13 protein-coding genes and 1 pseudogene are annotated in these 12,413 nt (G+C 70.1%); 4 read left to right on the top strand and 10 right to left on the bottom strand.

What is annotated here, in order from left to right:
• Positions 1–67: 67 nt before the first annotated feature.
• Together rarD and groES are read right to left on the bottom strand one after the other, a co-directional pair.
• Complete coding sequence (gene rarD, locus KVY00_RS04710; protein ID WP_223044567.1) at positions 68–991, bottom strand: EamA family transporter RarD; 924 nt, start codon at positions 989–991, stop codon at positions 68–70.
• Positions 992–1,099: 108 nt separating this feature from the next.
• On the bottom strand, positions 1,100–1,396 hold the full coding sequence (groES, locus tag KVY00_RS04715) for a co-chaperone GroES (protein ID WP_223044568.1): 297 nt from the start codon (positions 1,394–1,396) through the stop codon (positions 1,100–1,102).
• 255 nt (positions 1,397–1,651) lie between these two features.
• Between groES and KVY00_RS04720 the strand changes: the two genes are divergently transcribed.
• The 3 genes from KVY00_RS04720 to KVY00_RS04730 all read left to right on the top strand — a co-directional run bounded on the left by KVY00_RS04720 (position 1,652) and on the right by KVY00_RS04730 (position 3,846).
• Complete coding sequence (locus tag KVY00_RS04720) at positions 1,652–2,089, top strand: DUF4190 domain-containing protein (protein WP_223044569.1); 438 nt, start codon at positions 1,652–1,654, stop codon at positions 2,087–2,089.
• Between the two features lie 48 nt (positions 2,090–2,137).
• The gene (locus KVY00_RS15530) at positions 2,138–2,545 is read left to right on the top strand and encodes a DUF4190 domain-containing protein (RefSeq protein ID WP_255572765.1); all 408 of its coding nucleotides are present in this window, start codon (positions 2,138–2,140) and stop codon (positions 2,543–2,545) included.
• 80 nt (positions 2,546–2,625) lie between these two features.
• On the top strand, positions 2,626–3,846 hold the full coding sequence (locus KVY00_RS04730; RefSeq protein ID WP_255572766.1) for a class I SAM-dependent methyltransferase: 1,221 nt from the start codon (positions 2,626–2,628) through the stop codon (positions 3,844–3,846).
• Positions 3,847–4,176: 330 nt separating this feature from the next.
• Here the strand turns inward: KVY00_RS04730 and KVY00_RS04735 are convergent, their stop codons facing one another.
• The 8 genes and pseudogenes from KVY00_RS04735 to glmS form a co-directional block, all read right to left on the bottom strand.
• The gene (locus tag KVY00_RS04735) at positions 4,177–4,608 is read right to left on the bottom strand and encodes a hypothetical protein (RefSeq protein WP_223044571.1); all 432 of its coding nucleotides are present in this window, start codon (positions 4,606–4,608) and stop codon (positions 4,177–4,179) included.
• A gap of 124 nt (positions 4,609–4,732) precedes the next feature.
• Positions 4,733–5,815 carry a tRNA (adenosine(37)-N6)-threonylcarbamoyltransferase complex transferase subunit TsaD gene (gene tsaD, locus KVY00_RS04740; protein ID WP_223044572.1) on the bottom strand — a complete coding sequence of 361 codons (1,083 nt, stop codon included), beginning with the start codon at positions 5,813–5,815 and terminating at the stop codon, positions 4,733–4,735.
• A gap of 91 nt (positions 5,816–5,906) precedes the next feature.
• The gene (gene rimI / locus KVY00_RS04745; protein ID WP_317133966.1) at positions 5,907–6,464 is read right to left on the bottom strand and encodes a ribosomal protein S18-alanine N-acetyltransferase; all 558 of its coding nucleotides are present in this window, start codon (positions 6,462–6,464) and stop codon (positions 5,907–5,909) included.
• Positions 6,461–7,150, bottom strand: a complete 690-nt coding sequence (gene tsaB / locus KVY00_RS04750; protein ID WP_255572767.1) for a tRNA (adenosine(37)-N6)-threonylcarbamoyltransferase complex dimerization subunit type 1 TsaB — start codon at positions 7,148–7,150, stop codon at positions 6,461–6,463. Before tsaB ends, rimI begins: the two co-directional genes overlap by 4 nt.
• Complete coding sequence (gene tsaE / locus KVY00_RS04755; RefSeq protein ID WP_223044573.1) at positions 7,147–7,824, bottom strand: tRNA (adenosine(37)-N6)-threonylcarbamoyltransferase complex ATPase subunit type 1 TsaE; 678 nt, start codon at positions 7,822–7,824, stop codon at positions 7,147–7,149. Before tsaE ends, tsaB begins: the two co-directional genes overlap by 4 nt.
• Positions 7,821–8,957, bottom strand: coding sequence for an alanine racemase (gene alr, locus KVY00_RS04760; protein WP_255572768.1), 1,137 nt, complete (start codon positions 8,955–8,957; stop codon positions 7,821–7,823). Before alr ends, tsaE begins: the two co-directional genes overlap by 4 nt.
• Positions 8,958–9,091: 134 nt before the next feature.
• A pseudogene (locus KVY00_RS04765) lies at positions 9,092–9,439 on the bottom strand (holo-ACP synthase); the annotation flags it as partial.
• 59 nt (positions 9,440–9,498) lie between these two features.
• Positions 9,499–11,349 (bottom strand): glutamine--fructose-6-phosphate transaminase (isomerizing), encoded by a 1,851-nt coding sequence (gene glmS, locus KVY00_RS04770; protein WP_223044575.1) that lies wholly within the window; start codon positions 11,347–11,349, stop codon positions 9,499–9,501.
• 32 nt (positions 11,350–11,381) lie between these two features.
• Here glmS and coaA point away from each other — a divergent pair, with 32 nt between their 5' ends.
• Positions 11,382–12,404: a type I pantothenate kinase gene (gene coaA / locus KVY00_RS04775; RefSeq protein ID WP_394358272.1), complete on the top strand. Its 1,023-nt coding sequence runs from the start codon at positions 11,382–11,384 to the stop codon at positions 12,402–12,404.
• The last annotated feature ends 9 nt before the right edge of the window (positions 12,405–12,413 follow it).

Raw genomic sequence — 12,413 nt, forward strand, 5'->3', positions numbered from 1 at the left:
GAACCTCTTTTGCTGTGTGAGTGGGGCCAGTGGGGCTCAGGCGACCGGATCGCGGCGCCTCGCCCTTTCAGTCTAAGGGAATCGGCCCGGTGTTCGTCTGCGCCGTGGGAGAACGCCGGATCTGCCCCAGCATGTCCACGATGAGGATCACGAGTGCGATCCAGACCGCGACGAACCCGATCCATCGACTCACGGGCATCTCCTCGTGCATCACGAAATAGCCGTAGAGGAAGCCGAGGATCGGCGTGAGGAACTGCAGGAATCCCATGTACGAGAGCGGCAGTCGACGCGTCCCCTCGCCGAAGAGGATCAGCGGGACCGCCGTCATGATGCCGCTGAGCAGCACGAGCGCGGCGATGCCCGGACCGAAGGAGAAGGCGGTGATACCCGTCGTGCTCGCGACGATCAGCAGCTGCACCGCGGCGATCGGCAGCGAGGCGAAGGTCTCGACCGTGAGACCCGTGATGCCGTCGACCTGCTCCCCCGCATGCTTGTGCACGGCGCCGTAGAGACCGAAGGACGCCGCGATCCCGAGCGCGATCCAGGGGAACACGCCGTACGCGATCGCGGCCGTCGTCACACCGACAGCGGCGATCCCGACCGCCCACCACTGGAGGCGCGTGAGCGACTCCTTGCGCACGACCACCCCGATGAGGATCGTGAAGAGCGGGTTGATGAAGTAGCCGAGCGAGGTCTCGAGCACGTGCCCCGTCATGACGCCGACCACGAAGAGCTGCCAGTTCGCGTAGAGCAGCAGGGACGACAGCGCGAACCAGCCCAGCAGTCGCGGGGAACGGAGGATCGCCGTCACCTGCGACCAGCGCCGCGTCAGGGAGACGAGGATCACGCAGAACACGAGCGTCGCGCCGACCCGCCAGGGCACCACCTCGAAGGGCCCGACCATCGCGATGAGGCCGAAGTAGAGCGGGAAGACTCCCCAGATCAGGTACGCGCCCAGACCGTACCCGAGTCCAGCGCGTGTTCGATTCACCGATCCAGTCTATGCCCTCCCCCGGCACCGCGCGCCCTCAGCCAGGGCACGCATAGAGCCGGGCCCCGATCATGAGATCGGAGCCCGGCTCTGAACGGAAACGAGCGTTTAGCGCTCGACGACCGCGAGGATGTCGCGGGCCGAGAGGACCAGGTAGTCGTCGCCGCCGACCTTGACCTCGGTGCCGCCGAACTTCGAGTAGATCACGATATCGCCGACGTTGACGTCGAGCGGGATGCGGGTGCCGCTGTCCGCGACGCGGCCGGGGCCCACTGCGACGACCTCGCCCTCCTGCGGCTTCTCCTTGGCGCTATCCGGAATCACCAGACCGGACGCGGTGGTCTGCTCTGCCTCGACCTGCTTGATGACGATACGATCCTCGAGCGGCTTGATGGCTACCGACACGGTTGACCTCTTTCCAATGTCTGAAGGTTCTCTCGCGCTCGCCCCGTGCGAGCGCGCCTACAGCAGAGTTTAGGACCCTCGTTGGCACTCTCGCAAGGGGAGTGCCAATTCGCGATCCGAGGATCGCCGAAAGCGAACGGGATCCGCGTCCGCGCGACGCGCCCCGCGACCTCCGCGACCGCGCCGCCTACAATCGAAGGGACAGCCGATGCGCCCCGGGCGGATCGGGAGCCCGCAACCGCTCGAGGAGCAGTCATGACCACCCCGAACCCTCCCCAGCAGCCAGAACGCAGCGCCCCGTCCCCGACCGCGCCGCAGTACTCGCAGACCCCGCAGGGCGGCGCGCCCCAGGCGAGCACGGCGGCACCCCGGTACCAGCAGCCCGCGCAGCAGGCCCCCTACCGCCCGCAGCCGGCCACCGCGACGACGCTCGGCGCCACCAACACGTACGCCGTGCTGGCCGTCATCTTCGGCTTCCTGGTGCCCATCGCCGGCATCGTCTTCGGGCACATGGGCCTCTCCCAGATCAAGCGCACCGGCGATCCCGGCCGAGGCCTGGCGCTGACCGGCCTCATCGTGGGCTACGCCTACTTCGCCCTCATCGCGATCCTCATCTTCCTCTACATCAGCTTCTTCGTGATGATGTTCGCGGCCATGGGCAGCGCCTTCTCCAGCAGCGACCTCTACTACTGATCCGACTCTCGACCCGGGCCTCCCGCGCCTCTCGAAAGGAAACTCGCAGTGTCCCAGAACCAGCCCTCCAACGGCGACGACGCCCAGCCCGGCTACGCACCCCCGCAGCCGCAATACGCACCTCCGCAGCCGCAGTACCAGCAGCCCTACGGGCAGCAGGCTCCCTACCAGGTCTACCCGCCGGCCGCGCCGACCAACGTCCTGGCCATCGTCTCGATGATCGCCAGCATCGTCGGATTCTTCACCTTCGCGATCTTCGCCGTCGCCGGCGTCATCATGGGGCACATCTCACTGAACCAGATCAAGCGCACCGGTGAGAACGGGCGCGGCATGGCCATCGCGGGCCTCATCGTCGGCTATGCGGCGATCGGCTTCTGGGTGCTGATCCTGCTCTTCTACGTGCTCATCATCGTGGTGGGGCTCGGGATCGCGGGCGCATCGAGCGGCAGCTTCTGAGCGGGCGGCGCTCCCCCGAGATGCCCCAGCGCCCGAAGAGCGCGGCCCCCTCGGCTTCTCCGGGATCCGCCCCACGCAGCGTGGCTCAGGAAGCCCCGGGCTGGCGAGAACTCGCCGCGCCGGCGGGTGCCGCAGTGCTCGAACGCATCTCAGCGGGTATCGCAGCCGGGCGCACGCTCGATCAGCTCTCCCGCTCTCTGCGCGCCGAGGGCGCCGACCCCGCGCTGCTCGCCGCTGCGCTGACGCAGACGGAGCTGCGCGGCCGCGCCGTCGCGAAGTTCGGGGAGGCCGCGAACTCGATGCTCTTCACCCGGGCCGCGCTCGAGCAGGCGACCCGATCGCGCGTGGCCCGGCTGCACGCCGAGCGGTTCGTCTCGGCGGGCTGCCGGTCGGTGGCCGATCTCGGCTGCGGCATCGGCGCGGAATCACTCGCGTTCCTGGCAGCCGGCCTCGAGGTCCGCCCCGTGGAGCTCGATCCGCTCACCGCTGAGTTCGCGCAGCACAACCTCTCAGCAGCAGCGGGCGCTCGCGGCGTCGCCGCTCCGCTCGTGCTCGTAGGCGATGCGGAATCGCTGGGACCGGGCGACGCCGACGCCGTCTTCCTCGACCCCGCCCGGCGCACCGCGGGGCACAGCAGCACCCGCAGGCTCGCCTCGCCCGACGATTACTCGCCCTCACTGGACTTCGCGTTCGACCTCGCACGTCGGCATCCCGCGGGCATCAAGCTCGGGCCGGGCCTCGACCGGGAGCTGATCCCGGAGGACGCCGAGGCGCAGTGGATCTCGATCGACGGCCAGCTCGTCGAGACCGGCCTCTGGTTCGGTGACGCGGCGCGCCCCGGCGTGCGCCGCTCGGCGCTCGTGCTGCGCGGGGCCGAGGATTCAGCAGAACTGACCGCGGCGGACGATGCCGAGGACGTCGCAACGCGGCCGCTCGGCGAATACCTCTACGAACCCGACGGCGCGGTGATCCGCGCTCGCCTGATCGGCACACTCGCCGAGCGGCTTCACGCGGGCATGGTCTCCGATGGCATCGCGTATCTCACCGGCGACGAACTCGTCGACACGGCCTTCGCCGATGCCTTCCGCGTCATCGAGCGACTGAGCTCGCGGGAGAAGGATCTGCGCCGCGCGCTCGCGGCCCGCGACATCGGGGCACTCGAGATCAAGAAGCGCGGCGCCGACGTCGACCCCGCGGCGCTGCGGCGCAGGTTGAAGCTCCGAGGATCTCGGAGCGCGACGCTGCTCCTCACCCGCGACGAGCTCGGCAAGCACGTCGCTCTGCTCGCCGAGCGCTGCTGACGCCTTCACACCGCGTGCTTCGCACCGCCCCGTGCCCACGTCATACCCGTTCCGTGCCCCACGTCACACCCGCCCCGCACTCGCCCCGTCGCAGGATCCACACGGGGTCCTGGCGCCGAGACCGCCTCTCGCAGTAAGCCCCAGAGGCGGTCTCGACAGCGGGGAGGAGGCTCGACAGCGGGCGGCCGTCTCGACGGCGGGAGGCGGTTTCGACGACGGAAAGGAGAGCGGGAAGGGGCGAGCCTTGAGCGGGTCGGGTCCGGAACGATCCGGACCCGACCCGCTCAAGGCTCGCCCCCGCGGCTCAGTAGTTCAGGGTCGCCCCGCGGCTCAGTAGTTCACGTCCGAGCAGGAGACCGTCTGGCCGGCGATCTCCACGAACTCGGCTCCGTTCATGCACTGCTGCACCGCGTCGACGCCCGCACCCAGCGCCCAGATCACGGTTATGGTGACGATCGCGCCGATGATGAGGCCGACGATGGAGGTCACGAGGCCCGTGATCGAGAACGCCTTGGGCTGCTTCTTCACGAGGGCGATGATGCTCAGCACGAGTCCGACGAGCGCGAGGCCGACGCCGAGGAACGGCACCCAGCTGAGCACGAGGCCTGCGATGCCGAGCGCCATACCGGTGATGGCGAGCGCCTTCTTCGGCTGAGCCGGAGCGGCTCCGTAGGCGGGGGCCGCAGGCTGCGCGGAGGGAGCCGGCGGCATGGGAGGGACGGGGTTCGAGGACGGCTCGTTGCCGGGCTGCGTATCAGACATGTTGCTCCTTCGATCAAAGCTCGACGGGGCGCTCCCCCGATCGCCCTTCAACAATAATGAAGATCACCGGGCAGTCGCGACCCCGAATCGCCGGGTCACCCGCCGGGGCCGGTCCCCGGCAGTGTCAGCGCACCTGTATCTCCGTCACGGGCAGGGTCGAATCAGCGCCGAACCCGAGCCCCGACGGCTCGTGCCCCGCGGCGACCAGCTGCGCCCCGATCGAGGCGATCATCGCACCGTTGTCCGTGCACAGGGAGAGCGGCGGTACACGCAGTTCGACGCCCGCTGCGTCGCAGCGCTCGCGGGCGAGCTCCCTCACCCGGGCGTTCGCGACCACACCGCCGCCGAGCAGCAGGCGAGGCACTCCGAGGTCGCGACAGGCGGCGAGCGCCTTCGTGATGAGCACGTCGGCGACCGCCTCGCGGAAGCTGGCCGCCACGTCGGCGACCGGAACGGGCTCCCCGCTCTGCTCCTGCTTCTCGACCCAGCGAGCCACCGATGTCTTGAGCCCCGAGAACGAGAAGTCGTACCGGTGGCGCTCGAGATCCTTCGGCAGCGTGAGACCGCGCGGGAATCGGATCGCGTTCGGATCCCCATCAGCGGCGACGCGGTCGATCTGCGGGCCGCCGGGGTACGGCAGACCCAGCAAGCGGGCGACCTTGTCGAAGGCCTCGCCCGCGGCGTCATCGATCGTCTCCCCCAGCATCTCGACGTCGCCGATCAGATCGCGCACGAGCAGCAGCGAGGTGTGCCCGCCCGAGACCAGCAGCGCGATCGTGGGCAGTTCGAGCTCCCCCACCGCCCCCACCGCCTCGCGTAGGCCCTCGCCCTGCAGCAGGTCGGCCCCGACGTGCCCCACGAGATGATTCACGGCGTAGAGCGGTTTGCCGAGACCGACGGCGAGCGCCTTGGCCGCCGCGACGCCCACCATGAGTGCCCCCGCGAGGCCGGGACCGCAGGTGACGGCGACGGCGTCGAGGTCGTCGAGGCTCACCCCGGCCTCCCGCAGCGCCCGCTCGATCGTGGGCGTCATCGATTCGAGGTGCGCGCGGGCCGCGACCTCGGGCACCACACCGCCGAAGCGCGCGTGCTCGTCCATGGACGAGGCGATCGCGTTGGCCAGGAGCCGGCGCCCCCGCACGATGCCGACCCCGGTCTCATCGCAGCTGGTCTCGATGCCCAGCACGAGCGGCTCTGCACTACTCATATGCCCTCTCCAAACCATCGTTTCAGCGTCGTCATCCTGCGTGGGCTCGCGAATCGCAGGCTCCCGGGATCCCGCGGCGCTGCGGCACCGCTCACGAGCAGCGCTTCCGGATCTCGAGTCTCATGATCACCGCGTCCACTCCGTCGGGCTGATAGTAGCGGGGCCTCACCCCGAGCTCCTCGAAGCCGAGCGAGCGGTACAGGGTCTGCGCGACCGGGTTGTCGGCGCGCACCTCGAGAAAGACCTCGCGCACCCCGGAGCGCTCCGCCTCATCGAGCAGCGCGTTCATGAGGCGTCGGCCGTGGCCCTCCCCGCGGGCCCCCGGGGAGACCGCGATCGTCTGCACGTCTCCCTCGGTTCCGACTGCCAGCAGCCCCGCGTAGCCGAGCACCGCGCCGGAGCCGTCGACGAGCGCGAGGTAGCGCCGATGCGGAGCGGTGAGCTCCTCCCGCATCATCTCCCGACTCCAGGCCTCGGCGCCGAACACCGAGCTCTCGATCCCCCAGATCGCGTCGAGGTCGTTCTCGCCGGCATCGCGCAGACTCAATTCCGAGGCTTCGCCCCTCTCGTGCCCGGTCTCGGACTCCGCGTTCTCGGGCTGAGACCCCGCGTGCGACTCGGCTGCCCCGGAGTCCCGATCATCGCTCACGTCGATACCCGTTTCGGAGCACCGGGCTGCTTGACGTCTGGGGCACGCAGGTACACGGCCCGGTCGGGCTCGAAGTCCTTCCCCGAGAGGAGGCGTCTCGACGCGAGGCGCACGAGCGCCCCGGTGGGAATCCGCTCGGGCCACAGCTCGTTCGGCACCGCCTCGTAGTCGGCACGAGCGACGAGCCGCGGCCCCGAGGAGCGCTCGGGAACGCCCGCCCAGTCGAGCCCGGAGAACTCGGTGACGAAGAGTTCGCGCCGTCTCGCGTCCTGCACCACTCGGACGCCGCTCGTGGCTCCCTCGAGTGCTTCGAGGGCCACGGCCTCGTGGCCCTGGAGCGGCAGAAGCGGCACTCCGCGAGCCAGGGCGAACGCGTGCGCGGCGGCGATCCCGACGCGCAATCCCGTGAACGGCCCCGGCCCGATACCGGCGACCACACCCGTGACCGCCGCAGCCGGCACCCCGGCCGCATCGAACACCGCGGCCAGCAGCCCGCCGATCGCCTCGGCGTGCCCTCGGGGGTCGTCGCTCGAGACCTCGAAGACCCGCCCTCCGACTCCGAGCGCCACGCTCGTGCCGATGGCCGTGTCGACCGCGAGCAGCACTCGATCGCCGAGCTCCGGTGCCTCAGTCTCGCGCACGCCGAGACTCCCGGCACCCGGAATCGACACCCCGTCGCCCGTCACCGTGATCCCCTCTCGTCTCCGTCGGTCCGTGAATCATGCGCTCGCGGGCCAATGCTCTGCTCGGAGATCGGCCCCAGCGGATCAGTCTCCCCTGCGCCCCACCTCGGCCCGTATCCGGTGACGGTGACGATTCGCGCCTCGACCGGCGCCTCGGACCAATCGGGTTCCGCGGCCCCCGCGTCGATGCCGCTGCCGACCGGGCGCTCGATGACCACTTCCATCCATGAGCCGCGCGGCTCGACCATCCCGGCGCCCCACTCCGCGACCACCACGGATCCCTCGAAGTCGAGATCGAGGTCGTCGAGCTCGACTGCACCGGCGCCGTCCGAGTCGCCACGATCCGCGGCGCGCCCGTCGGCGCCGGTCCCGTCGGCACCGCCGCGCTCCGCGCCGCCGATCCGGTAGGCGTCGACGTGCACGAGCGGCGCCCCTCCGACGAGCGACGGGTGCGTGCGGGCCAGCACGAAGGTCGGGCTCTGCACCGGCCCCCGCACGCCGAGGCCCTCGCCGATCCCGCGTGTCAGCGTGGTCTTGCCCGCGCCCAGCGGGCCCGTCAGCAGCACCAGATCGCCGGCCCGCAGCAGACGCCCCAGTCGCACCCCCAGCTCGTGCATCGCATCGGGATCCGCGATGCTCAACCGCACCGTGTTGCCGGCGTCGTCACCGAGAGTCATGCCGGATCCTCATCGACGGGGATCCGCAGCACGCGCGGTCCGACCCCCACCACGATCTCATAGTTGATGGTGCGCATGAGCCCCGCCCAGGTCTCCACCGGCGGGTGCCCCAGCTCCGGGTCGCCGAACAGCACCACGGGCTCGCCGAGGCTCACGCGACCGGCGAGCGGCCCGACGTCGACGATGAACTGATCCATGCCGATGCGCCCGACGATGGGGCGCGGCTCCCCGGCCACCGTCACCCACGCCCCGGAGCCGTTGAGGGCGCGGGGCATGCCGTCCGCGTACCCCATGGGCACCAGCGCGAGTGTCGTGGCCGTCTCGCACACGTGGTTGAAGCCGTAGGAGACCCCGGTGCCCGCGGGCACACCGCGCAGCGCGACGATCTCGGAGCGCAGCGTCATCGCGGGCACGAGCCCGAGCTGCGCAGAGGTCTTGTCCGCGAACGGGCTCAGTCCGTAGGCCGCAATGCCCACCCTGACGGTGTTGTAGTGGAGATGCGGGGACGAGAGCGTCGCCGCGCTCGCGGCCAGGTGCTTCATCTCGGGATCGACACCGGCCTCGCGCAGCATCGCGATCGCCCGGTCGAACTGCGCTGCCTGCGCCCGGTCGTGCTCGTCACCGGCGTTGGCGAGGTGGCTGAAGATACCGCGCACCCGCACCAGGCCCTCCTCCGAGAGCTCCGCGGCGCGGGCAAAGAGTTCGGGCCACTCCTCGGGAGCCGCACCGTTGCGGCTGAGCCCCGTATCGATTTTCAGCTGGGCCGTCGCCCGGCGCCCCACTCGCCTCGCGGCATCGGCGAGCGCCTCGAGCTGCTGCAGGTGGCTGACCCCGATCTCGATATCGGAGGCGACGGGCTCCGCGAAGTCGACCCGTGCGCCGTGCAGCCAGCACAGGATCGGGGCTTCGATGCCCGCCTCCCGCAGCGCGAGCGCCTCCTCGAGATCGGCGGTCGCGAGCATCGCGGCACCGCCCGCGAGCGCGGCCTCGCCCACGATCCTCGCGCCGTGCCCGTAGCCGTCGGCCTTGACCACCACAATCACCGAACCGCCCGTGAGGTTCCGCAGATGCGCGACGTTCTGCCTGATGGCGGGCAGCGAGATCTCGGCTACGCGCATTGCACCCGTTCTCATCTGGACTCCGATCCTTGATCCGTCGTCGGAAGATCGGCCACCGATCGTTCCGCTGCCGACGCTGATGCGACTCTACCCGCGGCCTCCGACATCGACGCTCCCGCCCCGGCCCCGGGACCCGATCCGGTCTCCGCCCCCTCCACGATCACGAAGGCCGTCGCCACACCCGCGTCGTGCGTCATCGAGAGGTGGGCGCGCTCCGCTCCACGATCCGCGAGCGCCGACGCGAGCGCCGACGTCATGACGAACGCGGGCGCTCGATCCCGATCCCGAACAACCTCGAGGTCGTGCCACCCCAGGCTCCCCGACCCCCCGAGCGCCTTGATGAGCGCTTCCTTCGCGGCGAAGCGAGCCGCCAGCGAGGCAAGCGATAGCGCTCGCTCCGCGCCGGTGAACAATCGCTCTCGCAGAGCCGGGGTGCGCTCGAGCTGGCGCTCGAAACGCGCGATGTCGACGGTGTCGACCCCGATGCCCCGAATCATGAAACTCCCGGTGTGCGGCGGCTGCGATCCCTGCGTTCACTCGTTCCGAGCGCGCGGGCTTACTCCACCGTCACCGACTTGGCGAGGTTGCGCGGCTGGTCAACGTCGAGGCCCTTCGCCGTCGAGAGCTCGAGCGCGAACCACTGCAGCGGTACGACCTGCAGCAGCGGCTCGAAGAGCGAGTCGGCCAGAGGCAGACGGATCACGTCGTCGGCGAACGGCAGCACCGCGGTGTCGCCCTTCTCCACGACGGCGATCACGCGAGCGCCCCGGGCGCGGATCTCCTGGATGTTCGAGACGACCTTCGAGTGCATGAGCGGCGACGTGCGCGGGCTCGGCACCAGCACGAACACGGGCTGCCCGTGATCGATGAGCGCGATCGGGCCGTGCTTCAGCTCGCCGGCGGCGAAGCCCTCCGCGTGGATGTAGGCGATCTCCTTCAGCTTGAGCGCGCCCTCGAGCGCGACCGGGAAGCCCACGTGGCGCCCGAGGAACAGCACCGAGCGGGTGTCCGCCATCCAGTGCGCCAGCTGCGCGATCTGGTCGTGCGTGTCGACGGCCTCGCGCACCTTGGCGGGCAGCTCCTCGAACTGCTGCACGGCCTGCGCCGAGTCCTCCGCCGAGAGGGTGCCGCGCACGCGCCCCAGGTGCAGACCGACGAGGTACAGGGCCGTGACCTGGGCGATGAACGCCTTCGTCGAGGCGACCGCGACCTCGGGGCCCGCATGGGTGTAGACCGCGGCGTCGGACTCGCGAGGGATCGTGGCGCTCTGGGTGTTGCACACCGAGACGGTGGTCACGCCGCGCTCGATGGCGTACTTCACGGCCATGAGCGTGTCCATCGTCTCGCCCGACTGGCTCACCGAGATCACCATCGTGCGATCGGAGAGCACGGGATCGCGGTAGCGGAACTCGTGGCTCAGCTGCACCTCGACGGGGATGCGGGCCCACTGCTCGATCGCGTAGGCGGCGACCTGGCCGGCGTAGGACGCCGTGCCGCACGCGATGATGACGATGCGGTCGATGCTGCGCAGGCGCTCGTCACCGAGCTCGGTCAGCTCGGGAATCTCCACCCCGTCGGCCGAGATGCGGCCCCGCACCGTGTTCTCGACGGCGTCGGGCTGCTCGTTGATCTCCTTCGCCATGAACGACGACCAGCCGCCCTTGTCGGCCGCGTCGGCGTCCCACTCGACCTCGTACTCGGAGAACTCGACCGGGTTGCCGGCGAAGTCGGTGATGCGCACCTCGTCGGGAGTGATGACGGCGATGTTGTCCTCGGCGACGGCGACCGCGCGGCGGGTCGACGAGACGAACGCCGCGACGTCGGATCCGAGGAAGTTCTCACCGTCTCCGAGACCCACGACGAGCGGCGAGTGGTGCCGGGCCGCGACGACCTTGCCGGGCTCGTCGCGGTGCATGGCGAGCAGCGTGAACGTGCCGCTGAGGCGGGTGACCACCGTGCGGAACGCCGTCTCGAGATCGCCCTGCCGCGCCACCTCGCGCCCCACGAGCGCTGCGACGACCTCGGTGTCGGTCTCGCTGATCAGCTCGATGCCGTCGGCGTCGAGCTCGGAGCGCAGCTCCGCGAAGTTCTCGACGATGCCGTTGTGGATCAGCGCCAGCTTGCCGTCGTCGCCCAGGTGCGGGTGCGCGTTCGCGTCGGTCGGCCCGCCGTGGGTCGCCCAGCGCGTGTGGCCGATGCCGGTGCCCGTGGCCCGGACCGGGCTGGCCTCGAGCAGTTCTTCCAGACGGGCGAGCTTGCCCGAGCGCTTCCGCACCGCCAGCTCACCGCTCTCATCGATCACGGCGATGCCCGCGGAGTCGTAGCCGCGGTACTCCAGGCGGCGCAGACCAGTGATGAGCGCCTCAACCGTATCGTTGGGGCCGACATATCCGACGATTCCACACATGACGCTCAGTTTAGTGGCACGATGGATGAATAATGGCCGAGTACAGCACCCCGGATCCTGCGCGTGTCGAAGACGCCTCCCAGGAGCCCGCCGCACTGAGCACCGATACTCAGGCGCTCATGCGCCCCGAGTTCACGTCGCCCTTCACCGAGATCGATCGTGCCGAGTGGGCGAGGCTGGCGGGCGAGACGCCGATGCCGCTCACCGAGCAGGAGATCGATGCGTTCCGCGGGCTGGGCGAGCCGCTCGATCTCGCCGAGGTCTCGGAGGTCTACCGGCCCCTCAGCCGGCTCATCAATCAGTACGCGATCGCGACGCGCGAGATGCATCAGCGCACGCGCGGCTTCCTGCGGCGCGACGGCGAGCGCCAGAGCCCGTTCGTCATCGGGATCGCCGGATCGGTGGCGGTCGGCAAGTCGACGGTCGCGCGTATTCTGCGGGATCTGCTGGCGCGCTGGCCCGAGACCCCGAACGTGCAGCTGATCACCACCGACGGTTTCCTGCACCCGACGCGCGAGCTCGAGCGGCGCGGGATCGTGCACCGCAAAGGATTCCCCGAGTCGTACGACCGGCGCGCGCTGCTGCGCTTCGTGTCCCAGGTCAAGGCGGGCGTCGAAGAGGTGCGCGCGCCCGTGTACAGCCACCTCGTCTACGACATCGTGCCCGACGAGTACATCGTCGTGCGGCAGCCGGACATCCTCATCGTCGAGGGGCTCAACGTGCTGCAGCCGGCCTCGATGCAGCACCCCGTCGCGGTGAGCGACCTCTTCGACTTCTCCGTCTACGTCGACGCGCGCATCGCCGATATCCAGCGCTGGTACCGCGACCGGTTCCTGCGCCTCAGGGAGAGCGCGTTCGCGAACCCGCGCTCCCATTTCCGCAGGTTCGCGACGCTCAACGACGAGGCCGCGATCGCGGTCGCCGACGAGTTCTGGAACAACATCAACGAGCCCAACCTGATCGAGAACATCAGGCCGACGCGGGCGCGGGCCACCCTCGTACTGCGCAAGGAGGCCGATCACCGGGTCCAGAAGGTGCTGCTCAGGAAACTGTAGGGGCTGGCC

Source organism: Leucobacter tenebrionis, assembly GCF_019884725.1.
GTDB classification, from domain to species: Bacteria; Actinomycetota; Actinomycetes; order Actinomycetales; family Microbacteriaceae; genus Leucobacter; species Leucobacter tenebrionis.